Below are 25,232 nucleotides of genomic sequence, written 5' to 3' on the forward strand. Positions count from 1 at the left end.
ATCCTCCGTTGCTCAAACCCCTAAATCTGTCCGATGGGTGCTGACGTCAGACAAGGCCGTCTGCGCGCATCTCCTGACGGATTGCCCCTTCCATCTCTCGGACTGCGTCCCGGTGATAATGGAACCGCTCGCTGACCGCTTCGGCTTCCACGACGCCGTCCCGGCGCAGCACGTTCTCCCGTTCCAGAAGCGTGCCGAGCGCGACATGCACGTCATTCAGGATGTCGCGCGCCTGTTCCAGATCGGCGCGGCGTTCAAGGTTCAGATCGCGTGCCTCGGCCACCTGGGAGAGATCATCTGCGATCCATTGATGCTCCAGCGCGGCGCTCGAGGCCCCGGTCTCGATCCGGGCCACCACTTCCGATGTGCTGATCCCCGTGCCCCGTAGTGCTACGTCAATGCGCGATCTCAGGTCGGGCTCGGCCAGTCGCTCGCGCTGGTTGGTGTCGATATTGGCCTCGGAATAGATCCCGCCCTCCGAGGGGGTCTCTGACAGCGTGGATGATCGCAGCCCCAAGGGCTGCATGTGCTGGACCTGCGTCTGGATCTCGATGAGGCGTTTTTCCAGCACGGGACGTTCCGCGTCAGACTTCTCGGCGATCATGCCCTGCACCCGCGCGAGCTTCTCCGCATAGAGGCTTCTGAGATCCTCGAAGCTTTGATCCTCGGCCATATATACATCTCCTGTTCGGTCCACCTGCCCGCAGCGCGCCAGCACCTCGCCCGCGCGGAAGAGCGCAGCGGCGATGTCTTCCCGGGCCTCCCGGGAGGCCTCTGCGGCAAGCGAATGGTAGACGGTTCTGGTGTTGGTGATCTCCGCCAGCGTCCGGGTCAGGTCCTGTCCCACGCGTTCGCGCTCGCGGGGTGCGCGCCCCTCTTCTTTCGCCGCATAGACCTCGCTTGTGCGGGCCGGGTAATGCACGACGCCGCGATCGACCCGGCGCGTGGCTTCCAGCCGCACGCCGTACTTCTCCGCCTCCTCGACCATGGCGAGGCGAAAATCATCATAGTTGAAGCGATGGTTGCGCCCAAGAAAGAAGAACTCGCCTTCCTGCGAGCGGCGGTTCAGCACCAGATGCGCATGGGGGTGATCGCGGTCCTCATGCACCGCGATGATGTAGTCGAAATGCCCCGCGTCGGTCTGGAAGAACCGCTCCGCCAGATCCGTTGCGATGTCGCGCACATCCTCCCCGCGCGTGCCGATGGGGAAGGACATGAGCATGTGGGTGGTCTGGCCCAGCTTGGGCTTGAAGCCCGCATCCCACCGCTTGGCAAAGCGCTCGGTGAGGTCCTTGATGTCGCCCGCCTCGAGCTTCGTCTTGCCATCCAGGAACCCGCTGGAGTCGACGATATGCGTGGACTTGGTGGTGAGGTACTCGAGCTGGTTTGCGAGCTGCGATTTGGTATGCGTGCCGCCGCCCCGGATCGCCTTGAAGACCGCCGGCCGGTGCCCTGCTGCTGCGCGCGTAAGCTGGGTCTGCTTGGCCACATGCAGACCTTGCATCGAGCCCCGGACGCGGCTCCAGCCATCCCGGAAGACCTCGCCCGTGACGGCATGGACGGCATCATTCAGCCGCATGGGCAAACTCCCTCAGCGCGGCCGTGGCCTGCAGCTGCATCGCGTCTCGACGGCGGCGCAGGAGCAGGTCGATCTCGTCAGCAGAATCCAGGATGAACCGCGCCAACCCGCGCATCTGCGCAAGGCGCAATTCGGTGAACTCGGCACGCGTGCCCCCCGCGGCCCCCTGCCCCATCCGGTTGGCCCGCGTCATCTGCTTGGCGATCTGCGCGACCCCATTGCCGACCTCGTGCAGTGAAGCGCGGTAGCGCGCCATCTCTGCCGCCATCTGCGCGTCCGGAACGAACACCCCGCCCGCCGCCTGAATGAGCCGCCGCAGCCCCTCGGCCCGGCTCTCGATCCCCGCCTTCGCCAACACCGCGTCGAGGGCTTCAAGCTCCGCGGCCGTCACCTTCACACTGACGGCGGAAACCGGGATGGCAGCATCGGTCTGGCGCTCGGCATCGGCTTTCAAGACGTAGCGCACGGCCCGCGATGTGACCTCGAAACGCTCGGCCAGCTCGGCCGTCGACACACCCTCCGCGGCCTCGCGGACGATCTGCATCTTCTCGATCTCTGTCAGGCGTTTTGATCGGGACATGCGGAAGAAAGACCCCCTATTTCCTGCCACCTTCCACCAAGGCTGACCCTACCTTACGATAATATACCTATCTGTCAATTGTATACTTACGTTGCATTCAGTCTCAGGCAGCCTTGGTGTCCGCTTCCCCCGCGACCCGCAGGGGCGCGGGCCTGCCCCCTCACCATCAAGAACCCCATCCGTCCAATGGGCCCCCTTCCCCAGCACCGCCCGAGGGCCTGGCCGAACACGCATGTGTTCGGACGGAACCGCGGACGGGCGCAAACCCCACCGACAGGGCGGACAGGCAGGGTCAAGGAGGGCCAGATTTGGGTCCCCAAATCTCTGCCGCAAAAACCGGGAGGCCCTGGCCGACAGGTTTTTGTGGATGGCCCCCTTGAGGCTGACTGGCCGGTCTGTCGCGGCCTGACCCTTCCGGGCGGAGTGCGTCCGTTGAACGCGCAGGGACCGGCATCCCTGGAACGGGGATCGGGCCGCCCCAAGATCCTGCTAGGGCGGCCCATCCTCGTCAGAGGATTTAGTCCTGGGGATCTTTCGCGCTCGGTGGGAACATCACCAGCTCCGAGACCGCGACCGGGAAGTCGAGCTTGAGGCTGAAGAACTCCGAGCCGTCCCCGTTGCGGGTGTTGCGGAACATCGCACCCACGCGCTGAAAACGGGTGCGCTCCTGGCCATCGGTGTCGGTGAACTTGACGGGGACGGTGGCGACGTAGTGGTTGGTCATTTGGGTTACTCCTTGTTGCGATGGGGATCTGCCAGCACGGGGGCAAGAGGCCCGGTCGCAAGCGCAAATGCGGAGGGTCCGCGGCTCCGCCGTGGAAGCCATATTTGTGCTTGCCGAAGCGTGAGCTGAGGGCACGGACGGGCCGACCCCGTGCGATCCACATCTATGAGCAAAAAGGGGTGATCCGGATGATCTTTGCCATCACGCAGCCGCCACCTTCCCCGTCCGCGTCCCGCCAAGCCTGGCCGGGGAGCTGACGGAGCCCGCCCGCGTGGATGCGATGTTCCGAAACACGCCCCGAGGGACGTGCAGGGCTTCAGCCTCATGTGCGACGTCTCGACCCCTCGGTCTTGCGCTGCTGACGATGTGCGAGGTGCGCACCATCCCCAGCCCGTACCGATGCGGATGGGCCGCACGCTGACGGACCGGGTAGAGGGATGACGGTGCTGGACGCCGTGAGCTGCCGATCACGCGTAACCGACCGCACGCGCCATGAGACATGACGAAAGGGCCGCGCCAAGCGCGACCCCCTCTCTTCAATCCTGCGCAGTCTTCTTCGCCGGGTCAGCAACCCGCATGACCGTCAGGCCTTTCGCTTCCGCCTTCTGCCCGAGGTTCAGAGCGACCCCGTTGCCGCCGAAGAGAACAACCCCCGTCGCCGCGAACTTGTCGTCCAGCATTTCGTCGTTGCACTTGAACGGTGCCGCCCGCCCGTGCGCGGACCAGCGCGGATCGAAGCGCGCCTGCGCGATCCCGCGTGCCCGGGCCCACCGGGCCGCAATCATCTCCGCCCCGTGCTTGCCACCTTTGTGGCAGAGGAATATCTCCTGATTGCGGTTCTGCTTGATCCGTTCGCGAACCTTGTCGAGCGTGTTGAAGATCACATCGACATCGGTCCAGTCGGTGGCGCCCGAGACGATCAGGGGAACCCCCTCGACTTTCGACTTCTCGGCGGTTTCGCGGTCGTGCTGCTCGAGGAGCTGCCGCGCCTCGAAGACAGCCCCGGTCTCCTGCGCCCTGACGCTTGCGCGCGACCCGGCTGCCGGGATGAAGGCGTGACCCGTCTCGATCTCGTAGCATTCCGCCGCCGCCTCGCTCATCACCTCGATGGCGCCGACAATCTCGCGCAACTGCACAAAGCGCGCCTGCGCCTCTTCGAGCGCGGTCTCGGCGATCTCCGATCCGTCGTGGGCTTTTGCCAGCGCGCCGATCTTGTCGGCGGTGCGGTCGACCTCTTTACCAAGCGCCACCTTGCGGCGCTGCAGGATCGTCGCGAGCCCATGGGCCAGCGGTTCGATTTCTGCTTCAAGCCCGGTCCCGCGCAGCTGCCCGAGCAAGGTCTCGAAGCTCTCGCGGATGATGCGGTCGGTCAGGATGTGATCCTCCGGGATCGGCAGCTGTGCGTCCTTCTCGGTCAGCCCGAAAAGCTCGATGGTCTCGTAGGTGTTTGCGGTGTCGTAAGCCATGTCTGGTCTCCAGTGTTCGGTTCCTAGGCCACCACGTGAGTGTGGGGGCATGGCCGAATGCCTGGTTTCCGAATCTGCCCGGGTCAGGGACGGCGCAGCCGCCGGCTTGCCGGGCGCAAAAGTTTTCCGAGCGCGGCATCCGACACATGCGCGCGCTCACGCACGGGACCGCCCCAAGCCACTGGCGCCGTCCTCGCCGAAAAGTTTTGCGATCCTTGACGCGGGCTGATTTGGGGGCCATCCGGAGGATATGCTTCCGCACTCATGTGTGTGTGTTTTGACGGTAGGTTTGCCCGACCCGAGCAGGCAAACGGCCCGACCGGACGCGGGAGACGGATGGAGCGGCGGGATCGTTTTGGCCTCGGGCCAAAACAGACCGGAGCGCAATCCGGCGGAGCGGCCGAGGAGGGACGTGCTCGCGAGGCGGGCAAACCGGGATGCCGGGTGCAACGCCGCGGTGAGGCCGCATGGCCGAATGCGCGACGGACCGAAGGGCCGTTCTCCCCTGCGACACGCGAAGCCGAGCAGGGGAGGCCGACAGGCTTAGCCCAAGGTTGATGTGCTGGCGACCACGCTGACGACTATACGGATTACTTGTCCAAGCATTCGACGTGATGGGCGGAAAGCCGCGTGTCGGTGCTGTGGCAAGCCAGACGCAGCGACGCCAAGAAAGCGGTCGTCATGCAGGCTGGAGCGAAGTATATCGCGTAGGAAGATCTAATGCAGCACATCTTGCCGGAATCCTGGCCGCCCCATCACCGGCAGCATAAACCGCACGCTTGACAGTCGGAACATCAGGAAATCTGTCGCTCTATTTCCGAACCAACGCCCAGGAAGTCCTTCACTACATGATGCCCAGCACTTTCCACTAAAGATCTTGCTATGCTAGGCAACTCATCTATGGCCCGCCGAACATCGTCCATTTCGATCCAAGTTGCGGTTTCTGGAGCGTCCAGACGAAGGACCTGATCTTTCCCGACCAACAGATATGCTTGGCCCAGGGCGTTGTGCGACTGGGATCGCATCGCAGCAGCGTAGAACCCAGAGGCCCAGAATAGACGGCCACCAAATTGCAGGCGGCGGCTTACCCTGAACCTAGTTTGACCGGTGCCTAAACTCACGATCCGGACCTGACGCCGTTGAATGTCAAAACACGAAAGCGCATCGACGAGCGCGACCATGACGGGGTTGTTGGCCCAAACCCCCCCATCGATGAATGTATATCCATCGCGTTTGATCGCCGAAAAAAACGTCGGCGCGGCGGCAGTCGACACCCCGACGTCGACCAACTTCTCATACTGGTCTCGCTTGTAATCCGGATGATGCGGAGTCTTGAAAATATAGGGCTCGCCGTAGCGGCCTTCAAAAGCGGGGATGCAAAGCGGCACCTTCGATGAACCCAGCAAGTTGGTCTGAAAAATACGGCGAAGCTCATGTTCCAGTGCCGTTCTGTTGTACCCATACATAGCCAGCTGCCGAAGGCTCCGAAGCCATTTGGTTAAACGATTGCCTTGTGGAAAAATCATGTCACCGCGCTCAATATAGACTTGGGAGATCTCCTGTGCGGACATCCCTTGACCTAAGCCAAGAGCGATGATGCCGCCGGTCGAAGTACCTGCTATAAGGTCGAAATGTTGACCAATCGGTTCGCCACCAAGGTACCTTTTCTCAATCTCGGCGAGCACCAAAGTTGGCAGCAGACCAAGGATGCCGCCGCCGTCAATCGACAGAATTTTGAATGGCTTGTTGGCTGGCCAAGGCTGAGCAATACGCTGAGTTTGCTTGGTTCCATCCGAGCGACGCGGAACCGTATGATCATAGTCGTTGTCACGCGGCATCTTTCGAGTCCCCTTCAGTCATATGTCTTCCCCCGCCATGCCACCTGCCAGTGGCTTCCCAGAGTTCGTAACACGCCAGCCATCTTGCGGCCCACGGGACGGTGGTTTTGGCAATCGACAGCGATGGGCTCCACTCGTTGGCCATCGGGTCGAACAAGCAAAGCGGGGAAAGGCGGTAATCTGGTGCCTCGAAGTAGACATGGGGCAGCGGTGCCTCGTCGTCAGCGTCGAAATTCAGGACTAAAGATGGCCGCAGAACGCGAACAACGGGAAAAAGGCGATGGCGCTGAATAAGGCCTGAAACGGGCAGACCATATTCGATGGACAGCGTGAACGGCCGCTCAAGCCCCTTGAGCGGCCCGAACCAGACGACAGAGTTCGGGCCAGGTCCGAGCGCCACCTCAAACTGCGGCCAGACATGTGCCATGTCCTGCACCTGGGACAGCAGGGATTTCAGCTTTTTGACCATTTTGCACCGTAGAAGGTGTTGCGAGGCGCCGCGGGTTTGGCAGAGACGAGGGTTGGTGTCGCTAGGATTCCGCCCGTTGCGCCCAGAAGGTGGCTGCCCGATCTTACGGATTGGCCCATTTCGACGGCGAATTCATCAACGACCTGCTTGGCGACCGTTTCACCAAACATTTCCTCCAGCGTCTTGGATCGGTCCTTGAAAGACCGACGATCGTCGAAAAGCTCTGCCAGCTGCCGCAAAAGCAGGCGCATGTCGCCAATCAGGAGGTCTTGGTCGGTTTGGTCTACTGGCCATCGATCCGTGAAAACATCGCCCAAGCATACGGGGTTTTCGACATGAAGCAACTCGCCGACACTTTTTGCCCGGATCAAACGGCCCAGAATGTGTTCGGCAATTACCTGAAGATTTTGCCCGATTGTTTTTCCGGCCTCAGCGACCTCCAGTGCCAAGCAACTGAACATTACTGAAGCAGGCATCCGACGGTTTCGAGGCAACCACCGAATGTTACGGTTACGCTTGAGCAGTTGCAACGCAACAGTGACAGCAGATTTTCCACCAACAACCGTCGAATGGACTGGGACCGGAGCCGAGTCAGCGTCCTTCATCATAACTTGCATCTGCAAGTCTGCATCTCTCACCAAGCGGCCATAGTCTTCAGCAAAGACTTGATCGATGGGGCATCGCGCATTGTAGTGGGCGACAAACCCAAAGCAATTTGTCAAGATTGTCGTATCTTTCCAGCGCGGCTCCTCCACTTTGGAATGAAAGATGTGGCTGCGGCGCGGATCTCGTTCGTCCAGCAGAACTGCCGGCGAAAGGTCAAGATGCATGCCGTCGGCGTAGTACACCGTGACGCACCGGCTCTGGCGTTCGGTGCAATCGTAGTAGCGCGAACCGGGCTCGCCGCGCATGGCTTCATACAAGAGATCAAGGACCTCGGCCGGCGTCAGATTGCCTCTTTCAAGCAGCTCGACGATGATGTCGATGTCGAAACCCTCTTGCCGGAACTTCGCTCGGATCGTTGCTCCAATCGCCACTGAGCCTTGCTGGTAAAACAGGCGGATTAGTCCCTTCAACGGGCTGCCCTCCCGTTCAAGATGCTTTTCGATGGCCGCCTTTCGTTGCACCATCAAGGCGTGCTGGCTTGGCGGCAGCTCTATCTTGATAGCGGTGGATGTGAGCAAGCGCTCACCAATCACGGAGAACGGGCGAAAGTTTTCGTATGTTGGCTTGTTCATCTTCTCCGCCTTCTGTCTGTTTCAGACGCTGCATCATGGGGTGCGATCACCAAGGTCGCCAACATCTGGCCAAAGCTCGAGAAGTTAGAACGCAATATATCGCTACTCCGAACAAGATGCGACTCAGCGCCGCTCTTGTCAAGGAAGAAAAGTGCGTCTAGTCTGAACTTGAAGCTCCAGGAGGATTTACCTTGACCACACCGATGGGTGACAGGATCAATGCAGCGAGAAAAGCTAAGGGTTTTACCCTAGACCAGCTGGCCGAAAAGTCAGGCTGCAGCAAGAGCTACATCTGGGAGTTGGAGAACAAGAACCCACCCAGACCCTCAGCGGACAAGCTTGCATCGATAGCCGAAGTCTTGGGAACGACGGTTGATGTGCTGATTGGGACGCCTATCAACAACGTTGCCGATCTGAAACCAGAAGACAAAGTTTTCTTTCGGAAGTTTAGCGGTCTTGATCCTGCGAAGCAGGATACGATCCGCAAGATGATTGACCTTTGGGATGATTGAACAAATGGGCCCGGAGCGATGGGCGAACAAGATTACCCTCATGCTGAACGCTGTCCACGGCCCGGATCGTTTTCCTGTCGATGTGGAACGTTTAGCTGTGGAATACACTAGCAAGGTGTATCCAAACGACCCCATCACTAAAATAGTGCCGAGGGATTTTCCAGACTTTGATGGAATCTTGCGAAAAGGTAACAGACAGGGGGATGGTTGGCGGATCGGATATTCGACACGAATAACATCCCGCGGACGTATTCGATTTACCATCGCTCATGAGTTTGGGCACTATCTAGTGCATCGTCTGAAATACCCAGATGGCGTGTCATGTACTCCAGAAGATCTTGCAATTTGGGACAGCGAATACAACCAAATCGAAGCTGAAGCTAACCTGTTCGCAGCATCGCTTCTAATGCCTCTTGATGCCTTCCGTCGAGCTATTCCTGACAGTATGGATGCCACGTTCTCGGACCTGAATGAAGTGGCGCAACAATTTGGTGTTTCCCTGACCGCGGCGACCCTAAGGTGGCTAGGCTATACACAAAAAAGAGCCGTGCTGGTTGTTTCCAAGGATGATTTCATCCTCTGGTCGAAACCAAGCAAACCTGCGTTGCGATCCGGAGCATTCATCAGGACTGCTGGCCTCTCGCCGAAGGCAGTTCCCGTCGCATCGCCTGTCAGATGTAATCCGAGCTATGCGGACATCGATGATCCAGTCAGACATCGTCCTGGTATTTGGTTGAGCGAAGAAGTGCTCGAATATCCGCTCGTGATTGATCAATATGAACTGGGCATGTCGCTACTTCTGCTCCAAAATGCTTCTCCTGTTGCAGAGATTGACGAAGAACAGGTGGAAGACGCTTTCGATCATTTCATGAAACCCAACCAGAGGTGAGCCTTCGCTTGGTGGCGGTGCGACAGCTGTCGAACGTCGGCTTCCAGGGATGCGGCAGCGCAGCATCGGCCGGGGCAGACCGACGGTATTGAGCCGCACATGTCGTTCGTCTGGCGACCGGCGATCGCAGTGGAATCTCCGCGTTGGGGAACGACGATTCGATCCCATCTGCGACACTCGAGCTTGACGCAGAGAATGCAGGTGCAGCGTAAGCAGTTGGCCCATTTCGGCCGGTCGCTGGTCCCAGCCCGACCATTAGAAGCCGCCTTTCGAGCGCGCCGCAGCATGAAACGCGGGACCGTCGCGAAAGGCCGCCATCATCGGGAAGGCCCTTTGGGTCAGATTTCCATGATTTCCGCGATCACGACGGCAACTTCCAGTTTGGCCAAGACCTCGAGCCGAACACCCCATCTTGGCATGACCTTGCGACAAGTGACAGGCGCGCAGGCTACCTGCAAACCATTTCTATACAACGGAAATAGTCTGGCGAAGGGCCGTCAAGATAAGGCTCGCCACTAAGGTTTTTTCCAGAACCGGATCGCAGGACCTTCAAAATCCGCGAGCGCTTGAGCGACATTCACGCCGCCTAGGATTTCGGTACTTGATGCCAGAGGATGGAAGCGGGGGGCTGTTGTTGTCCAGTTGCCTTCCGCGTCGCAATGGTGATGCGCGGCACCAGGTACGAGGTGTTCCTCAAGCGGAATGATGGCGCGCGGGTTATGATAGACGTTGAGTCCTTCCACCCAGCTCTCATGGTATCCTTTGGCGTTCACGATCGCCTTGAAGAGCAGCGGGTCCCTCGCTACGGGATCGGAGTCGACGACAGTGCCAGTGCGCGTCATCAAAACATTGCCCGCGTCGAACCCGGCCAGAATCCCCATTCGATTGAATTTTGAGATCGTACCAGCGGTTGTGGAGATAACGGCGCTGACATGTTCCGAGTCCGGAATGTCAAAGAAGCCGGAGGGTATCACCTTATCCCCCCAACGGTGCTCAATGATCTTTATGGGCTGAGCTACGGCTCTTCCTTGCTCGTCGCGTGCGGCGTCAAAGGAGTACCCGTAGAGATAACGCTCGAGTGCGGATCGGGTGTGGATCATGGAGCCGGGCGATGAGAAGTCCGCGATTGCAAACACCAGCGGCACACCAGCGATCTGCTCCTTTTCCCAGTATTTTTTCCTTAGCTTGCTGAACAATGGGCTGCCGAACTTTATCGGCATATAGTCCCACAGATACGCTTCCATCTGTTCCTCGGTCTCAACGGGCGGTGGCGGAACGATTTCAGCGCCTCGCCGGGTCGGTCCAACCGTCACCGCTTCGACGGTGATGGGCCCAAACAAGCTTGTGCCGATGAAGTCGGGCACAGCATGCGTCGCATCTAGGGAAAACCCAAGTTCGATGAGCGTTGCGAAAAGGTAAAGTTCCCAAATCCGCTGGTCGAAAGCGGTCGACTGGAACTGCTCCACGAAGTTTCCATCTAGATCCTCGTGCCACCGCATCATTGGTTCGATTATGCCCCGGGCAGGAAAGAACCCAATTTCGGATGCGACCTGCTGGAAGTCCGGGTGCAAGACTTCTGGTGGGTGCACCGGAGTGAAGAAATCGACCGGCCCACCCTTTTCATCACCTTGGTGATGAAACTCGTCCGGCTCATCGAGCAAGTTGGTCATCAGTTCCGCCAATGCGTCGTGCGCCAGTTCCGGGCTCTCGAGGAAATTGGTCATGGAAGTCCACCGGAAGCGCAGTTTCGCGTCGCGGCCAAAGGCCATTCCCGCGAAGTCACCGTCTGTCCGGTCCCTGATGAGCAGGCCGAGAATGCTCCCATCCTCCGCCTCGTAGTAAGCCAGTTCCTCACCAGTCAGCGCCGCCCTCGGGTGTCGGGCATAGCCGGCAATTGCGTTGAAGCGGATTTCAGAAATTTCCTTCAAAACAGATCCTTTCGGCGCTGCTATTGATGCTCCCGCACCGTGTAAGGTTGAATGCGGATTGCCAATGTCGGCTTTGGCACAGCCTTCTGGTCGCAGTCGAGGTCTTCGCCGCAGCTGCGCAGGTCCGTTCCCAGCGCCATCGGAGCGGTGTCCGAGGTAACGTGGTCAGTGACACTGCACCTGCAGCGAACGGTTGGAAGGTCCCGCGTCGGCGACATTGCCCTGTCCTTCTCGCCGCAGCAAGGATGAGCGACTGGTCTGGGGAAGCCGTGCAGCAGCGGCGCGACCGTTTCGACCGGCAGGTTAGGGCCGATTGCACTGTTTCAGTCCAGATCGACGTCGCCCAAGCGCGGCGCATGGACACGCGTTCGGACCAGTAACGCCGCGGCAGCGCCCGCGATGGCGCCGAAGAGATGCGCCTCCCACGAGACGCCGGGTTGGCCCGGAAGAACGCCCCAGAGAAGGGAGCCATAGAGGACACCGACCAGTAGTGCCGCGCCCAGCGTGATCGGGGAGCGATCAACAAGACCGCGCACAACGAGGAAGCCGAACCAGCCGAAGACCAGCCCTGACGCACCGATATGGATGGCGGAGCTTCCATGCAGGAGGGGCATGGCGATGACACCGTCCAACCCGCCGAGATATCTGGGGATCAGGCCGAAGGCCGGGTTCAAACCGTACCCGATGATCCAATTGAGGAGGTGAACCGCCCAGAGCAGTGCGACAAAGGCGACAAGCCCCGCGGCGCGCCGGAAGAAGGCGCGCATGTGATCCCGGTTCATCATGTTGGCGACAGTAGACGTCACCACAGCACCTTCAACGGCTTTCGCGCGCTCCACAGGGTGCCACCTCCGGGAAAGGGGGTTCGAGGCGGCCAACTTGGTCACAGCCCAAGCCAAGAAAATGGCCTCGATCTTACACGGTGTTCCCCGGGCGAAAGAGCTGCGGTTCACGCTCGGGACGCTTCAGGGCTTCGGCGTATTTGCGGGCATTGTCATCGATCGTGCTGTGCCACAGGTTCGAGACGAACGCGCGGGCGTCTTGGACTGTCATGTCTTTCAGTGAAGAGGACAGCGCCATGAAAAGCTCATCCTCACTGATCGCAGCGGCATGGTGCATGGCGTCCGCGTAAAATGACGGGTCGTTAAGGACCTGCTCGCTCAGCGGCATCCGCGCGAGGTTCTCTTCCGGGATCGCCATGAAGATCGTTTCCTGCAGGTCGGTCAGATACGCACGCCGCGAGGTGGACACCGGCTTTCCTGCTGCCTTGGCGTCCAGATACGCCTGCAGGTTCTTGTCGAGCTTTGCCCTTGCATGGGTCATGATGACATCACGCTTGCGGTCAGGCAGCGCAAATCCGGTGCAGCGCTCGATATGAGCGAGGAGATCTTCAACCTCTGCCTCAACATTAAAGCTCTCGAACCATGGAACCGTCCCTGATCTAGCCGCCACGCGCCCGCCCTCGATGTTGCGATAATATATTATCGTATCACATTTACACCTGATCGCAAGCGGGTGGCGTCCTTCACGCAAACGGACATGGAAAAAGGGGAACCGTGGTCCCACGGCTCCCCTCTCGGTTCAGATCGTCTAATCTCACGCGTTGATCACGCGACCAGCGAGAGCCCCGCACCTGCGTCCTGCGGCTGCTCACCGCTGTCAATGAACGGGATGATCGAGAAGGTCTGCCCGCCGCGCTGTTCTTCGTTCTGCACGGCGTTGACGCGCAGGTCGCCATCGGGCGTGTTGATCAGCAGCGACAGGTAGTCATTGCCCGTGCGGCTGCTTTTCGCCATCCAGGCCGAGCCGACGCGGATCGGTGTGCCACGGGGCGAGCTGACCTCGATGCGGTAATCGGGGTGGGTCTCCTCGGTCTTGTAGCTGTTCTCGATCAGCATGAACTCCAGATCGAACATCATGTTGGCGATGTAGCCAGTGAAGGCGTTGTCGGCGTCCATAGCGGTGAGCTCGCCCGAGATCGAGCCGGATTTCATCAGGCCGTTCGAGACCAGCGGGATGATCTCGAATTCGCCGCTCTGGGCCGCGCGCGCCTCTTTCGTCTGCACCGCGTTGACCCGGAAGGGGCCCAAGCCGACATCGATCTGCATCGAGATGTAGGGGTTGCCGCTGGTATTGCCGGTCTCGTTCCAGGCCGTGCCGATGCGCACCTTGCGGCCTGATTTGTTAACTGCCGTCACGTCAAAATCCGGGCTGCGTTCAGACATCTTGGCCCGCGCCTCCAACTGGATGGCGATGTCAAAGCGCGTCGAGTTGATCATGCCGGTGTACTGAGCGGCTGCGGTCTCGACATTGCGGGTGAGGGTTCCTGCGAACATGGGATGGTTCCTTTTGGATTGGCCGGTGCCTGACGTTCTTGCCAACGCATCCGGGATTGCTTTCTCGACCCCTTGAGGGATCACAAATCAGAAAGCCTGCTTTCCTTTCAGCCCCGCCCGCGGGTCAGAGCTGCCGTCCGAGTGGGAATGCCCCCGCGCCTCCTAGTGCTACGCCCCTCCCCTGCCCGTTTGGTCTTGATTGGCTGCCCGGATTTTCCGCGCCGTCCTCCGATCGCGCGATGAAGAACTCCGCCTCTTTTCCGTTCAACCCGTGCCCGCCCCGGTCGGTCAGACCGATGCAGCTGCCGTTCGGCACATAGGTGATCAGGTACTGACCGAGCCAGTCCTTGTGGACAACGTAGCCGGTATTGGCCCAGTGCACGGTCTGGCCGGCATCGACCGCGGCCTTGATTTCATCGAGTGTCATGCGAACCTCCTTAAGAAGAATGGTAGAGAAACGACGCAAGAAGCCCGATCTTCCGACCGGGCTTCCATGCAGCATTCAATTGGCAAAAAGCCGGGTCCTGTCAGGCACTCTGCGCCGCTTGCATCGCGCGCGCCGCCATCCAATCCTTCAGGCCAAGAACCGTTCGTCCGGCGGCGACCTCGGAGGCCCAGGCAACCCTTGGGTCGCCGCAGGGCTCGGAGCCGACATGCCGGTTTATATGGCCATTGGCCATCCATGGCTCGGGCTGGATCCGTCGCAGCCAGTCCGCCATGCTCGGGATGCGGCCCTGGCAGTCTTCACGGATATGCTGCTCGCCGATCCAGCGCACGGGGATGTCGCGGCCCGCACTATTGGTCAGTGTCAGGCCAAAAACCCGTTCGGCCTCAAACAGGCCTTGCGCATGGTGACGCATGGCGCGGTGCGTGAAGAGCGCGAGGTGCTCTTTCGAGGCGTCAAACCAATCGTGCACAGACTGATAGTCAGACGGCACCCCGCCGAATTTCCGGGCAGAGCTTTCAGCATGATGAAGCGGATGGGCCATCTCAAAGCCCCTCGTCATAGCTGTGCGAGCATTCGACATAGCGGTCCGCGTGATCGAGGATGATGCTGTCTAGTGCTATGTCCCAGGTCAGCGTGCCGTAGCCGCCCTCGTTGTTTTCGAACCCCGGGTGATGGTGATAGGCGAGCGACCAGGCGAAGTCGCCAACCTCTGTGGCAAGCGCCTCCGGCAGTTGGACCTCTGCAGGCTGCACCGTCACATCCTCTACATTGCCGGAGTCGCCATAGCCTTCGTATTCGGCAGTGACCTCGCTGATGCCAAGCGCACGTAGTTGCGCGAGCAGCTCCGTTCGGGATGCCTTCAAGGTGGTTTCGCGCTCCGCGCGCCATTGAGCCGCCATTACGGCATAATCGATCTGGGGATTGGTCATGGGTCTGTCCTCTTGTCTGAAGTTGGGGGGGCCGGGCGTGGCATTGGTCTGCGCGCGCCCGGAAAGCGCAGACCGGTGAAACCCAGATCCGCGACGCCCGACCGGAAGCCCGCTTTGACTTTTCAGGCGGCTTGTTCTGCCACCTTGGCGACTCGCTGCCCCACGATACGGGCCAGAATGCTTCCCGTGTCGATCCCGTCCCCATGCGGCAGGAACACACGCAACTGGAAGGCGATGATCTCGGTGAAGCAGCCGAGCGCCTTGAGGCCGTCGATCATGCCCCGATCCGCACCGCCCAACTCGAGGCGCGTCTCGCCTGCGACGCGGCGGCGGGTCAGCGTCAGACCCCGGCCCAGATCGAGTGGCGCGGTGGTGCCAAGGGCGGCGGTCAGCATCTCTTGCGGCGTTTGCGGATTGGAGACGAGGAAGCGGGCACGCAACGCTGCCGCCCCTTCCTCGCTCAGCGTCCGCCCGATCATGGCCGTCGCCCCGTCGGGCCTGACACGGTAGATCCGCTCATTGGTGGTCGGAATGTCCTTCCAGATCGGCAGCAAGAGGCCGGTCAGCAGGTAGAGCTTGGTCGTAGTGGTCTTGGGAAGGGCAGCGGCCTCGGCATCCCAAAGCCTTGCGAACTCCGGCTTGCCGATCTCTTCCCAAGCCGAGGACTCGAACCGTGCCTCTTCGAGATAGCTCGACCCGTTGGGCCGCACCGCCTTGCGCATCAGCGTCACGATATCCTCGTCATACATCTGCATGGGTCGCGCCGAGATGAGCGCGGCGCGACCGGAGGCGCGATTGACCATGGGGAGCTTGTCGGGATTGCGCGATATGGCCTTTTCGGCCCCAAGGACATGGACCGGGTCCGTCACCTCGAGCCCGATGATCCGCGTCACGGCGCCGGATTTCGGGCAGGTCCAGAGATCTTCCGTGGAGACCTGCTCGATCTTTTCGCCACGCAGGGTTTCCACGCCGAGATCGAGCGTGCCCGCCGCGCGCGCCAGTTCAGTCTGATCGGCGATCCGCCTCATGAATTCCGCAAAGAGCGCGTTCTGCATGTGGATGGGAAGGGCAAGCACCCGGTTGAGAAACCGCTGGATCGGGGGAAATTCTTCGAGCAGCACCCCGTCCTTGTCGATCAGCCGCAGGGCCGTCCAGTCGGTGAACCTCTCGTAGCTCATCGCCTCAGCGCGCCCGGCGGCAAGATCGGCGAAATACCCACGCAGCGCCGCCCGCGAGATCGGGCTTTCGAGATTGTCCTCCTCCCGGAACATGCCCTGCGAGCCGGTCTCGCGCTGACCCTTGGTCAGGGCCCCCAACTGGTCGAGGCGTTTGGCTATAGTCGACGTGAAGCGTTTCTCGCCATGCACATCGGAGGTGCAGACCCGGAAGAAGGGCGCGCTGACCTGGGCAGAGCGATGCGTGCGGCCCAGCCCCTGGATGGCCGCATCCGCGCGCCAGCCGGGCTCCAGAAGATAGTGCCGCCGCCGTTTCTGGTTCTTCGCCGTTTGGGCCGCGTGATAGGACCGGCCCGTGCCGCCTGCATCGGAGAAGATCAGGATATCCTTTTCGCCGTCCATGAAGGCTTGGGTCTCGGATGAATGGCTGCTGGCGGAGCGCTTCTCGATGAAGAGATGACCATCCTCGGCCTTCAAAGGGCGGATTGATCGGCCCGTGACTTCTGCCACGGCCTCGTCGCCAAAGGCCCAGAGGACCTGATCGAGCGCCGAGGGGATCGGCGCCAGCGTCATCAACTCCATCATGGCCGCGTCACGCAAAGCGAGCGCCTCGCGCGAGACAACGAGCGCGCCGGTCTCATCCCGCAAGGGTTCCGCCACCATATTGCCGTCGATCTCTACCAGCTTTTGCGCATGGATCGGGAAGGCCTGTTCGAGGTAGCCCAGAACATAGTCGCGCGGCGTCAAGGCACCCTCGACGAGCTCGTCGTCGGAATCCATCGTCTCAAGCCGACGTTTCAGCAGGCTTTCGCCTGTCGAGACCACCTGGATGACGCAAGCCTTGCCCGCCGCCAGATCGTCCGCGATGGCGCGGATGATGGTCGGGGCCTTCATGCCCATCAGGAGATGGTTGAAGAATCGCTGCTTCGTGCTCTCGAAGCGGGACTTGGCCGAGGCGCGAGCGGCCGATGCGTTGGTCTCGCCCGAGGCATCGTTGACGCCGGTGGCTGTCAAAGCGGCTTCGAGATTGTGGTGGATCGTCCGAAACGCACCCGCATAGGCGTCGTAGATTTCGATCTGGGCCGGGGTCAGCGCGTGTTCGAGCACGTCATACTCCACGCCATCAAAGCTGAGGGCGCGCGCCGTGTAGAGGCCGAGCGTCTTAAGATCACGCGCGACCACCTCCATGGCAGCCACGCCGCCAGCTTCCATCGCCGACACGAAGCTCTCACGGCTTGGGAAGGGGTATTCGGGGCCCTGCCCCCAGAGCCCAAGCCGCGCGGCATAGGCGAGGTTGTGCACGCTCGTGGCACCCGTGGCCGAGATGTAGAAGACGCGGGCGCGGGGTGCTGCCAGTTGCAGCCGCAGGCCCGCAAGGCCCTGCTGCGAGGGTTTGCCCCCCCTGCCCTGCTCGGACCCTGCCGCGTTCTGCATGGCATGGGCCTCATCGAAGGCCAGCACGCCTTCAAAGTCTTCACCCATCCAGTCGAGGATCTGGCTCAGTCGCGTGGTGCCGCATTTGCCCGCGGACCGCAGCGTGGCGTAGGTGACGAAGAGGATACCGTCGCCCATCGAGACGGGCTGGTCCGGTTTCCATTTGGAGAGCGGCTGGATGTCGGCGGGTGAGCCGCCGAGATCGGTCCAGTCGCGGATGGCGTCCTCGATAAGCGTGGCGGATTTGGAAACCCAGATGGCCTTTCTGCGTCCGGCCAGCCAGTTCACAAGGATGAGCCCCGCGCATTCGCGCCCCTTGCCGCAACCGGTGCCGTCGCCGAGGAAATAGCCGAGGCGATAGGCCCGTGCATTCGGGTCATTATCGGCGCGCGTCAGCTTTGTCTGGTCGTCATCGATGGTAAACCGACCGGGCAGATCACGCCCATGGGCATCATGCGCCATGATGATGGTCTCGAGCTGCGCCTCGGAGAGATGTCCCTCCTCGATCAACCGTCCAGGCAGGCGCAAGTCATCACTGCCCGTGTTTGAGGGCACCGGCGGCGCGACAGAAGCCATGGCGATGCTCTCGACCAGCGGCGTGGGATGTTCCTGCGCACCCGCGATCTCGATCCGTTGCGGGCGGTAGCGCGCATAGATATTCGAGACCGGCTTGTTGTCACGGGGGGCCTCAAAGCTTGTGAAGCTGAGCGGGACAACGGCATTGGCCCGTGGTTGGGAGGCGGCGACAGGCGCAGCGGCGGTCTTGCGCGGAGCAGAGGATGGAACGGTCGGCCGCCCGATAGGGATCGCCGCTGCCTGTTGTACGGGGCGCATCTCGGTCCGGGTTGAGGCCACGGCATCAACATATGCCAAGGCTTCATCCAGATCCCGCACAGGGACGCGGATCATTTCGCCGTCCTCCTGCACCTTGTCGAAGACCATGAGCTGGGTTTCGACAGAGGTGCCGAGCTTGCGGTAGACCTGCCCTGGCATCGGCAACGCCAAGCGCGGCGTGAGCAAACCGCAGGCGCGGGACCAATACGCGGAATCGCGTTCGGGCGTGAATCCCGGCGGCATGATCGCCACCAGCCGCCCGCCGGGTGCCAGACGCTTTGCAGCTGCGATAAGATGTTTGGCGGCGATGTGCTTGTCCCGGGAGCGATCGACCGAGGAGGCGAAGGGCGGGTTCATCACCACGACGTCGGGTAGAACCGGCGTCCGCAGCAGATCGTCGATATGCTCGCCGTCATGGCCCGTCAACTTGCCGCCGAAAACCGCGCGCAGGAGGCGCTGGCGAAAAGGGTCGATCTCGTTGAGCAAAGGCGTGGCACCGGCCCGGGCGGCGAAAGTAGCCAGGGCACCGGTGCCAGCCGAGGGCTCCAGAACGGTCTCGCCCTTGCGAATGGCTGCCGCCCGCACGACCATTGCCGCGAAAGGCAACGGCGTGGAAAACTGCTGCAGCCGGATCTGCTGCTCTGACCGGCGGGTTTCCGTCAGGAGCCGAGAGGCAAGCAGCTTTGCAGCGGCGATGTCATCTGCCACGCCGTTCCCACGCAGCAGCACTTGGACAGCCGCAGCCTGCATCAGGTCATAGGCTATGCGCCAGTCCCAGGCGCCCCCGGCATCGCTGCCATGAAACGTCTCGCGCATGATGCGCGCCAGCGCTGAACTGCGCAGGGGTTGGTGGTCGACCTCCGCACCGATCTGCACGAGGGCAGAGGCGAGGTCAGTGTCGGAGATTGAGAGAGCCGGATTTGCCGGTTTGGGCTTGGACATGGGGGTTTCCTTTGGATCAGGGTCTGAGTTCCAAAGGACAAAAAGCCCGCTTTCGCTTTTCAGGGTGACGGGGGTCAGACCGCGCTGACCTCCAAGGCTTGGTCAGGACTTGGGTTCGACCTCCCGTTTCGCATCAATCAATGCCTGTGCGGCCTGCATCACCTGAACTTGAGATGTTCCCGTGCATTCCTCCTCCAGCGCGGCCTGCACCTTCGCGCGAAACCACGCGTCATACGAATTGACATCAGCCGCCACGGAAATGCTCCTCGAGCCCGATATCCAGCAGCTTGCCGAGGTCATCGGGCATGTCTGCAACGTGCACAGCAATTGGGAAACGGTGCCCCGTCAGGTCAGGCGCGCATTGCTCCTCTAACCCGAGGTACTGCCTATCCTTTTCCGTTTCATTCATTGTGCTTTCTCCGACCGTATTATCAGCCGATGCTACATCTTCCAGCGGGGCGTCGTAAACGATAATGCCAAAGGGTCACAGCAAGCTGGCCCACTTACCGATCAGGCACCGCTTCAAGGGAAGTTTCGAACCGCTTGCCCGCCGCTGCAGCTTCTTTCAAGAGCGCGTCGAAATTGTCAGGTGGATTGCCATCTTCCAACATCCCTTTGAACGTCGCATAGGCATCCGTCTTGCTGCCGTAGGCGCGCAGGGTCTTGTCGTCGTTCACCCAGGCCACCACGATCACCTTCGCATCGCTGTTGAACCGATAGAACAGCCGATACTGCTGGAAGAATTTCGCCCGGAACCAGTGCTTGCGGTGATCGCCGAGTGTGCCGCCTTGCCGGAAGGCGGCGGCACCCGGATCTGCCGGTATGGCCTCGGTGACCAGCTTGAAGATGGCGGCCAGCCGTTTCGTCGGGTTTTTCTTGCGCCAGGTCTTAGGATCGCGTGCCTTACGCGCCTCGACCTCTTCAATCAGCCCTTCGAGCTGATCCAGAAAGAGCGGATGCGCATAAATCGACCATCCGTTTACGACAAGGGGCGCTTGGGCGGGCACGCTATCGCCGCTCATTCATCCTCGAGCGATAGCGGCGCATCGAGATCGACGTCAACGTCTCCGACCAGTGCTGCAAGACGGTCATGCAAAGCCCCATCGAACGCCCGAATGCGGTCCGGATGCGCCTTGATATCGGCCTCGACAAAATCGAGAAAGGCTCCGAGCACGGGATCTTCCTCGTCGCTGCGCACGGGCTCGATATAGACCCTGCCACTCGGCTCGGTGCAGTAACGAATCTGGTCGCCCTTGCCCAGCTTGAGCTGTTTGCGCACACCCGCCGGCACGGTCGTCTGATACCGATCCGTGAGTTTCGAGACGTCTTGTGCGAGCGCTGTCATGGCAGTCTCCTGAAAGAATGGGGGGCTTTGCTGCCTGCGATAGGTAATGCATTCGCATTGCCATGTCAAGATAAGCCGCAGGATCTGCTGTCGCCGGGCAGGCCGATGAACCGTCCGGCGCAGGACCTAATGTCGCCCCGCGAGATACTCCGCCAGCACCGGGCTTGCAGCACCTTTTGCGGAACTGAGCAGCTCCGAGCCCGCAAGCGAGGCCTTCGACAGGCGTACGAGCCCACCAGTTTCCTCGATGCGGTAGCAGCGGCGCTTTTGCCGCCCGCGCCTGTAGTGGGTCGCGGTGACAATCTGGCAGGTACTGCCACCGGTGAGCGTCACAGGTGCTGCGAGCTTGATCTTGTCGCCTTCCTCGTAGTCCGGGATCGCAGCCCAGTCCTGGCAGCGCTGGCGCCAGGCATGAGCATAGCTGTCTGGGTCTTTCAGCTCGGACAGCAGGGCCAATAGGCTCAGTGGCGCGCGGGATTCGACCGGTCCCGCGCTTTCCTCCATGTCCTTGTAGCCCCAGCAGCCGTCATCATATCGGGTAAGGAATACGGCGGCGAAAGTGATGGAGCCATCCGCATCGGTGACATAGGTCGTGTCTTCGACAGGGGTGCCGTCGATATTTGTGACCTTTGCCGCCGCGTACCAAGTCGAACCCACCTTGCAGGCTTTGACCAGTTCCGTCTTGCGCCTTTCGCCCTCGAAGGTGCACAGCCGAGCAATCTCCGCTTTCTCATCCGCGTAGGTCTGGACGCGGCCGTCGGTGTAGAAGAGCCAACCCATCACGCCGCCCTCCGGTCATCGATTTCCATCAGCGCATCGAGCGGCACGCGGTAGGGCTGCATGGCGTCGAAATCCTCGCAATTGCCGCAGTTCTGCACGATCGCGAAGGTGTCGCAGGCATCCTTGAGGATGACCCGGAAGGTGCCGCCGAGGCCCGAGGGCACCTCGTAGGTCCCGCCGATGAGATAGTCCGAGGCCCGGCGCACGAAGACGCGGATGCTGTGGCCATCGGTGGCGAGCCGGATCGCACCCCGCCCCCGGTCGATGAGCACCTGCACGTCATCCAGGATGTCGGTGTAGAACTGGCCGGTCAGATCGCGAAACGCCATGCGGCGCTGCGCCATCCAGTCGGTGTCCCGAAACGGGTTCATGCCGTCGGCGAAGGCGAAAGAGGGATCGGCCTGTTCGGTCGTGACGATGCGGGTGGTCGTGCCATCGATGCCGTTTGAGCGCAGATGCACACCATTGCCGACGATCAGGATCAGGGCGGGCCTGTCCACGGGCCCGTTCCAGTTGGGCAGGAAGGTTTTGCAGGCGCGCGCATGGGCGATCTGTGCCGCAACAGCGGACGCAGAGAACTTGAGAATAGCCATGGGGATGTCTTTCGGTTGGGTGTGGGAGGGTCGACCCGCGCGGGGAATGCCTCGCGCGGGTCGCGTGAGGACTCAAGCCGCTTGCGCGATCTCGCTGTCAGGCTCGGGAGATTCCGAGGTATGCTCCGCCGCACCACAGGCGACGCCGGCGGTCTGCATCATGGGCGGGCACCAGACGGCCACGGCAGCGCGCTGCGCGTCCGTGAGCGTGGCGAAGGGCTCGGCGAAGAGCTTGTCGCAGAAGGCGACGATCTCCTTCTTGCTGGACGAGGCCAGCGTTACCGCCTCCTGGGCGAGACCCAGATCCTCGCCGAGGATCTTCAGGAGCCAGGCCTTCTTGAAGCGGTTGAAGAGCGCCGCGTTCGGCGTCCAGTGGGCGCGGATATCGGGCATGATCTCGATCTCGAAGTCATGCATCAGGCTGTCGCGCCGAGGATCCCGCGCGAAGCAGGACTGCGTGGTGCTGGCGGTGGCATAGGCGACGAGCTTGGCCTTCTCCCCTGCTTCGAGCGCGCGAAACGCCGCGAACTGATCGGCGGGCGCGCGGCTGTCATCGAGCCAGGACAGATCAAGCGCATCATGCGCCGCCGCAACCTGCTCGAGCGAGGTCTCGTCGATCTCGTCCATCTTGGCGTGGCTGCGGTATTCTTTGCGGGCCTCGACCTTGATCGCCTGCGTCACGGCCATGCCGCTGGCCAGAACGTCACCGACCAGCTTGAAGAGCGTCAGATCGAGCGTGGCTTCCGGATGCAGCGCCATCGCGGCCCCAAGCGCCATGGCTCGCTCGGCCTTGAGGTCCTCAGCCAGTGAGGCTGGATAGGTGATTTCGCCGGCGTCTGGGGCCTCCTCCCCGGTCGGGCTAGCCGAGGAGCCGCGCGCGCCCTCCTTTTTGACGGTGTCTTCCGGGCGGACGAGACCAACATGGAGCGTGATCTGCCCACCCTGCCACGACGCGATCACCCCAGACCGGGCGAGGTCCTCGGCGCTGTAGGCCTCCTGCAGATCGCGGGCTTCCTCTTCCAAGGCGTCCACGCGCTCGTAAAGGGCATTGTAGGCACCGTCCTCGAGCCCCTCATCCTCCATCTCGAGCTGGAGTTTCTCGAGCTCAGCAGTGATCGCATCCACGCGCTTCTGGGCAGCCTCATCCGGATCGATCGGCCCGGGATAGACCCGGCCATAATCGGCCATGGTCGCGTAATCATAGCGCACCATCGCATCGGCCCAAGCAAAGCCCAGCTTTATGCGGGCCTCCTCGGCAGCGGCACCAAGCTTCTCGAGCAGTATGGTCTCGACCAGAGCCGCATCCTCAAGCACGGAATGCTCTTCCAGAAGGTCAGCCGCGACAGCACCGCCCCGCGCCTCGTAGTCCGCGCGCACGAAAGCCCCGATATCATCGCTGACCTGCACGCCGCGGGATTTGAGAGCCTGACGGACGGTATAGGCCTGCAAATAGCCGCCGTCTTTCGTGAGCGCCTCGAAGACCTCGCGCTGCGCCTCCTGGCTCGGGTGCTCGGCGAAGGCTTTCATCGTATCGAGCGTGATCGTCTTGGCCCGGGCTGCGGCGCGGATGTCGGGGTGGATAAGGCCATAGCGCAACCGGCCTTTCACGGCGGCCACCGTGGTGCCGAAGGTCTTTGCGATCGTCTCGGGCGTCTGGCCGTCGACCTCCATCATCCGGGCGAAAGCCTCGAACTCGTCGATGGCTTTCATCGGTGCCTGGGTGATGTTCTCGGCGAGCGACAAGGCCGTGGTGACGTCGCAGTCGTCAGGGACAAGGCGGCAGTCGACCTTGGTCTTCGCCGTGAATCCCTTGGTGGCCTTGTCGGCGATCAGCTCCATCAGCGCGGCATGGCGTCGGCCACCGGCGAGGACAGCATATTTGCCGTCAAGCTTCTGGACCAGGAGCGGCTGCAGGAGGCCCAGCACAGCGATGCTGGCCTTCAGATGCGCGATGTTGTCAGGATCATAGGTTTCCGGGGAGTCGCTGCGCACATTGGCGGGGTGGGCGACAAGATCGCCGATGGCAACGGTGAGAGGGGCAAAGCTTGTGGTCATGGGATATCCTTCCAGGTGAGTGAGGTGAGGCCCGCGCCTTCACGCGCGTGACCAATCCCCGGCTTCAGGGATCACCACGACAAAAGGCCCACTTTCCCTTTGAGGGGTCAGTGGGCCTTCATCGTCTCGGATGTCAGGGGGAGGAGTCCCCCTGCCCTTCTACCAGTCGCGCGCCAGCATGATGGTCAGCACGCGCACGGTGGTGGCGGGATTGTCCGGGGTCTCAGCCCCGTAGCGGAAGTCCGAACCCGCCTCATAGAGATCAATTTTCCAGAACACGGTTTCGCCCCGGATCTCGACCGCCCCGAAATCGTGCCAACCTTCCGGATCATTCTCGGGCTCGAATGTGGCAAACTCACCTGTCGCTTTCACCGCCTCGGCCATGAAGCCGTCACCGGCCTCCATGAGCGAGCGGGTGACATGCATCCGGCCCTGGATGGGCTGCGCGGGCGGCACCCCAAGGCACGCGAGCTTGCGAAACGCGTCGTTCTGCGCCGCGATCACACTCTGATCCGGACGGTCTGGCTGGGGTTGAACATTCATGGACATGGGGATCTCCTTTGAGAAGTTGAAACACCCTTCCCAAAGCCCGCTTTCACTTTTCTGCTTGGCGGAAGGACCGAAGCAGAAGGTGCCCTACCCGAACAGCCCTCTGGCTCTGTAATTCGGGTTGGGGATGGTTTCGATCCAGCCGCCGTGTTCTTTGATGCTCTCGAGCGCTGCCGAGAACGGATAAGCGCCCTCGGACTGGCTCCACCAATAGGCACCGCGCTTGAAGGTGATGATCTTGCGACGGCCGTCGTTGAAGCAGGCCACCCGCAGCGTCTTGGGTTCTTTGCGTGACATGGGAGTCTCCGTTCTCCGTGTGGTCAGGCGGCCTCGGCGCTGCGCCCTGCCCTGCCCACCTCCGATCTGGCGATCAGATAGTCGCAGGCGCGCTGCGCATCCGCGGCGTGCTTGAAGATCGCGCCCTTGTCCGACCGAAGAACGCGCAACCAGTTGTGGAGATAGGCGGCATTCATCTCGAGCGTATGCGCCGTGAAGCCGAGCGTCTGACCCAGGAACACCGAGGTCAATTCAGCCACATATCCTGACAGTCCAGCCCCATTCTGAAATTTTCCGGCAATGAGAACGGTTT

General features: G+C 61.4%; 26 protein-coding genes and 1 pseudogene. 2 read left to right on the top strand and 25 right to left on the bottom strand.

The window, feature by feature from the left end; all coding sequences use genetic code 11:
• Positions 1-52: 52 nt before the first annotated feature.
• The 7 genes and pseudogenes from ATO6_RS24030 to ATO6_RS24065 all read right to left on the bottom strand — a co-directional run.
• Positions 53-1,579: pseudogene (locus ATO6_RS24030) on the bottom strand (relaxase/mobilization nuclease domain-containing protein); the annotation flags it as partial.
• Positions 1,566-2,159: a transposase gene (locus tag ATO6_RS24035; RefSeq protein WP_088626474.1), complete on the bottom strand. Its 594-nt coding sequence runs from the start codon at positions 2,157-2,159 to the stop codon at positions 1,566-1,568. The pseudogene ATO6_RS24030 and the gene ATO6_RS24035, both read right to left, overlap by 14 nt.
• A gap of 517 nt (positions 2,160-2,676) precedes the next feature.
• The gene (locus ATO6_RS24040) at positions 2,677-2,883 is read right to left on the bottom strand and encodes a hypothetical protein (RefSeq protein ID WP_007120662.1); all 207 of its coding nucleotides are present in this window, start codon (positions 2,881-2,883) and stop codon (positions 2,677-2,679) included.
• Between the two features lie 536 nt (positions 2,884-3,419).
• A complete protein-coding gene (locus ATO6_RS24050; protein ID WP_088626476.1) occupies positions 3,420-4,349 on the bottom strand; it encodes a DUF2493 domain-containing protein in 930 nt (309 codons plus the stop codon).
• A gap of 794 nt (positions 4,350-5,143) precedes the next feature.
• Positions 5,144-6,187 (bottom strand): CBASS cGAMP-activated phospholipase, encoded by a 1,044-nt coding sequence (locus ATO6_RS24055; RefSeq protein WP_088626477.1) that lies wholly within the window; start codon positions 6,185-6,187, stop codon positions 5,144-5,146.
• Complete coding sequence (locus tag ATO6_RS24900; protein ID WP_141102075.1) at positions 6,177-6,656, bottom strand: hypothetical protein; 480 nt, start codon at positions 6,654-6,656, stop codon at positions 6,177-6,179. The genes ATO6_RS24055 and ATO6_RS24900 overlap by 11 nt, the downstream gene beginning before the upstream one ends.
• Positions 6,641-7,894, bottom strand: a complete 1,254-nt coding sequence (locus tag ATO6_RS24065; protein ID WP_088626478.1) for a nucleotidyltransferase — start codon at positions 7,892-7,894, stop codon at positions 6,641-6,643. Before ATO6_RS24065 ends, ATO6_RS24900 begins: the two co-directional genes overlap by 16 nt.
• Before the next feature lie 191 nt (positions 7,895-8,085).
• Between ATO6_RS24065 and ATO6_RS24070 the strand changes: the two genes are divergently transcribed.
• Both ATO6_RS24070 and ATO6_RS24075 read left to right on the top strand, forming a co-directional pair.
• Positions 8,086-8,406, top strand: coding sequence for a helix-turn-helix domain-containing protein (locus ATO6_RS24070; RefSeq protein ID WP_197060298.1), 321 nt, complete (start codon positions 8,086-8,088; stop codon positions 8,404-8,406).
• A gap of 40 nt (positions 8,407-8,446) precedes the next feature.
• Positions 8,447-9,295, top strand: a complete 849-nt coding sequence (locus ATO6_RS24075; protein WP_217899062.1) for an ImmA/IrrE family metallo-endopeptidase — start codon at positions 8,447-8,449, stop codon at positions 9,293-9,295.
• 515 nt (positions 9,296-9,810) lie between these two features.
• On the opposite strand, the gene ATO6_RS24080 is transcribed toward ATO6_RS24075, so the two are convergent.
• From ATO6_RS24080 to ATO6_RS24165, 18 genes are all read right to left on the bottom strand, one after another.
• Positions 9,811-11,223, bottom strand: coding sequence for a hypothetical protein (locus ATO6_RS24080; protein WP_088626480.1), 1,413 nt, complete (start codon positions 11,221-11,223; stop codon positions 9,811-9,813).
• A gap of 323 nt (positions 11,224-11,546) precedes the next feature.
• Positions 11,547-11,990 carry a rhomboid family intramembrane serine protease gene (locus ATO6_RS24090; protein WP_088626482.1) on the bottom strand — a complete coding sequence of 148 codons (444 nt, stop codon included), beginning with the start codon at positions 11,988-11,990 and terminating at the stop codon, positions 11,547-11,549.
• A gap of 148 nt (positions 11,991-12,138) precedes the next feature.
• Positions 12,139-12,675: a hypothetical protein gene (locus ATO6_RS24095; protein ID WP_254919272.1), complete on the bottom strand. Its 537-nt coding sequence runs from the start codon at positions 12,673-12,675 to the stop codon at positions 12,139-12,141.
• A gap of 155 nt (positions 12,676-12,830) precedes the next feature.
• Complete coding sequence (locus ATO6_RS24100) at positions 12,831-13,559, bottom strand: DUF736 family protein (RefSeq protein WP_088626484.1); 729 nt, start codon at positions 13,557-13,559, stop codon at positions 12,831-12,833.
• A gap of 124 nt (positions 13,560-13,683) precedes the next feature.
• On the bottom strand, positions 13,684-13,986 hold the full coding sequence (locus tag ATO6_RS24105; protein WP_088626485.1) for a hypothetical protein: 303 nt from the start codon (positions 13,984-13,986) through the stop codon (positions 13,684-13,686).
• 100 nt (positions 13,987-14,086) lie between these two features.
• Complete coding sequence (locus ATO6_RS24110) at positions 14,087-14,548, bottom strand: hypothetical protein (RefSeq protein ID WP_088626492.1); 462 nt, start codon at positions 14,546-14,548, stop codon at positions 14,087-14,089.
• A 1-nt stretch (position 14,549) separates the two neighbouring features.
• Positions 14,550-14,936 carry a DUF6878 family protein gene (locus ATO6_RS24115; RefSeq protein ID WP_088626486.1) on the bottom strand — a complete coding sequence of 129 codons (387 nt, stop codon included), beginning with the start codon at positions 14,934-14,936 and terminating at the stop codon, positions 14,550-14,552.
• A 122-nt stretch (positions 14,937-15,058) separates the two neighbouring features.
• Positions 15,059-19,321 carry a strawberry notch-like NTP hydrolase domain-containing protein gene (locus ATO6_RS24120; protein ID WP_088626487.1) on the bottom strand — a complete coding sequence of 1,421 codons (4,263 nt, stop codon included), beginning with the start codon at positions 19,319-19,321 and terminating at the stop codon, positions 15,059-15,061.
• A 102-nt stretch (positions 19,322-19,423) separates the two neighbouring features.
• Complete coding sequence (locus tag ATO6_RS24125; protein WP_009820264.1) at positions 19,424-19,576, bottom strand: hypothetical protein; 153 nt, start codon at positions 19,574-19,576, stop codon at positions 19,424-19,426.
• Complete coding sequence (locus ATO6_RS25265) at positions 19,566-19,730, bottom strand: hypothetical protein (RefSeq protein ID WP_176441093.1); 165 nt, start codon at positions 19,728-19,730, stop codon at positions 19,566-19,568. The genes ATO6_RS24125 and ATO6_RS25265 overlap by 11 nt, the downstream gene beginning before the upstream one ends.
• A gap of 94 nt (positions 19,731-19,824) precedes the next feature.
• The gene (locus tag ATO6_RS24130; RefSeq protein ID WP_008282927.1) at positions 19,825-20,343 is read right to left on the bottom strand and encodes a type II toxin-antitoxin system YhaV family toxin; all 519 of its coding nucleotides are present in this window, start codon (positions 20,341-20,343) and stop codon (positions 19,825-19,827) included.
• A complete protein-coding gene (locus ATO6_RS24135) occupies positions 20,340-20,666 on the bottom strand; it encodes a type II toxin-antitoxin system PrlF family antitoxin (protein WP_005668772.1) in 327 nt (108 codons plus the stop codon). The genes ATO6_RS24130 and ATO6_RS24135 overlap by 4 nt, the downstream gene beginning before the upstream one ends.
• Before the next feature lie 126 nt (positions 20,667-20,792).
• Positions 20,793-21,446: a hypothetical protein gene (locus ATO6_RS24140; RefSeq protein WP_088626488.1), complete on the bottom strand. Its 654-nt coding sequence runs from the start codon at positions 21,444-21,446 to the stop codon at positions 20,793-20,795.
• Positions 21,446-22,039, bottom strand: coding sequence for a hypothetical protein (locus tag ATO6_RS24145; protein WP_025042408.1), 594 nt, complete (start codon positions 22,037-22,039; stop codon positions 21,446-21,448). The genes ATO6_RS24140 and ATO6_RS24145 overlap by 1 nt, the downstream gene beginning before the upstream one ends.
• Positions 22,040-22,111: 72 nt before the next feature.
• The gene (locus ATO6_RS24150) at positions 22,112-24,094 is read right to left on the bottom strand and encodes a ParB/RepB/Spo0J family partition protein (protein WP_088626489.1); all 1,983 of its coding nucleotides are present in this window, start codon (positions 24,092-24,094) and stop codon (positions 22,112-22,114) included.
• Between the two features lie 159 nt (positions 24,095-24,253).
• Positions 24,254-24,643, bottom strand: coding sequence for a DUF3768 domain-containing protein (locus tag ATO6_RS24155; RefSeq protein WP_088626490.1), 390 nt, complete (start codon positions 24,641-24,643; stop codon positions 24,254-24,256).
• 87 nt (positions 24,644-24,730) lie between these two features.
• Positions 24,731-24,940: a DUF6330 family protein gene (locus ATO6_RS24160; RefSeq protein WP_012187068.1), complete on the bottom strand. Its 210-nt coding sequence runs from the start codon at positions 24,938-24,940 to the stop codon at positions 24,731-24,733.
• Between the two features lie 23 nt (positions 24,941-24,963).
• Positions 24,964-25,232, bottom strand: a 269-nt coding sequence (locus tag ATO6_RS24165; protein ID WP_254919273.1) for a zincin-like metallopeptidase domain-containing protein, incomplete at its 5' end; no start/stop codon positions are given.

This window comes from Oceanicola sp. 22II-s10i (assembly GCF_002210105.1).
Taxonomy (GTDB): Bacteria; Pseudomonadota; Alphaproteobacteria; order Rhodobacterales; family Rhodobacteraceae; genus Pseudooceanicola.

What these genes read in the sequence shown, in the direction of transcription:
- ATO6_RS24035 (WP_088626474.1), bottom strand. Translation starts at nt 2,159, where the DNA reads ATGTCCCGATCAAAACGCCTGACAGAGATCGAGAAGATGCAGATCGTC.
- ATO6_RS24040 (WP_007120662.1), bottom strand. Translation starts at nt 2,883, where the DNA reads ATGACCAACCACTACGTCGCCACCGTCCCCGTCAAGTTCACCGACACC.
- ATO6_RS24050 (WP_088626476.1), bottom strand. Translation starts at nt 4,349, where the DNA reads ATGGCTTACGACACCGCAAACACCTACGAGACCATCGAGCTTTTCGGG.
- ATO6_RS24055 (WP_088626477.1), bottom strand. Translation starts at nt 6,187, where the DNA reads ATGCCGCGTGACAACGACTATGATCATACGGTTCCGCGTCGCTCGGAT.
- ATO6_RS24900 (WP_141102075.1), bottom strand. Translation starts at nt 6,656, where the DNA reads ATGGTCAAAAAGCTGAAATCCCTGCTGTCCCAGGTGCAGGACATGGCA.
- ATO6_RS24065 (WP_088626478.1), bottom strand. Translation starts at nt 7,894, where the DNA reads ATGAACAAGCCAACATACGAAAACTTTCGCCCGTTCTCCGTGATTGGT.
- ATO6_RS24075 (WP_217899062.1), top strand. Translation starts at nt 8,447, where the DNA reads ATGCTGAACGCTGTCCACGGCCCGGATCGTTTTCCTGTCGATGTGGAA.
- ATO6_RS24090 (WP_088626482.1), bottom strand. Translation starts at nt 11,990, where the DNA reads ATGCGCGCCTTCTTCCGGCGCGCCGCGGGGCTTGTCGCCTTTGTCGCA.
- ATO6_RS24100 (WP_088626484.1), bottom strand. Translation starts at nt 13,559, where the DNA reads ATGTTCGCAGGAACCCTCACCCGCAATGTCGAGACCGCAGCCGCTCAG.
- ATO6_RS24105 (WP_088626485.1), bottom strand. Translation starts at nt 13,986, where the DNA reads ATGACACTCGATGAAATCAAGGCCGCGGTCGATGCCGGCCAGACCGTG.
- ATO6_RS24110 (WP_088626492.1), bottom strand. Translation starts at nt 14,548, where the DNA reads ATGGCCCATCCGCTTCATCATGCTGAAAGCTCTGCCCGGAAATTCGGC.
- ATO6_RS24115 (WP_088626486.1), bottom strand. Translation starts at nt 14,936, where the DNA reads ATGACCAATCCCCAGATCGATTATGCCGTAATGGCGGCTCAATGGCGC.
- ATO6_RS24120 (WP_088626487.1), bottom strand. Translation starts at nt 19,321, where the DNA reads ATGTCCAAGCCCAAACCGGCAAATCCGGCTCTCTCAATCTCCGACACT.
- ATO6_RS25265 (WP_176441093.1), bottom strand. Translation starts at nt 19,730, where the DNA reads ATGAATGAAACGGAAAAGGATAGGCAGTACCTCGGGTTAGAGGAGCAA.
- ATO6_RS24130 (WP_008282927.1), bottom strand. Translation starts at nt 20,343, where the DNA reads ATGAGCGGCGATAGCGTGCCCGCCCAAGCGCCCCTTGTCGTAAACGGA.
- ATO6_RS24135 (WP_005668772.1), bottom strand. Translation starts at nt 20,666, where the DNA reads ATGACAGCGCTCGCACAAGACGTCTCGAAACTCACGGATCGGTATCAG.
- ATO6_RS24140 (WP_088626488.1), bottom strand. Translation starts at nt 21,446, where the DNA reads ATGGGTTGGCTCTTCTACACCGACGGCCGCGTCCAGACCTACGCGGAT.
- ATO6_RS24145 (WP_025042408.1), bottom strand. Translation starts at nt 22,039, where the DNA reads ATGGCTATTCTCAAGTTCTCTGCGTCCGCTGTTGCGGCACAGATCGCC.
- ATO6_RS24150 (WP_088626489.1), bottom strand. Translation starts at nt 24,094, where the DNA reads ATGACCACAAGCTTTGCCCCTCTCACCGTTGCCATCGGCGATCTTGTC.
- ATO6_RS24155 (WP_088626490.1), bottom strand. Translation starts at nt 24,643, where the DNA reads ATGTCCATGAATGTTCAACCCCAGCCAGACCGTCCGGATCAGAGTGTG.
- ATO6_RS24160 (WP_012187068.1), bottom strand. Translation starts at nt 24,940, where the DNA reads ATGTCACGCAAAGAACCCAAGACGCTGCGGGTGGCCTGCTTCAACGAC.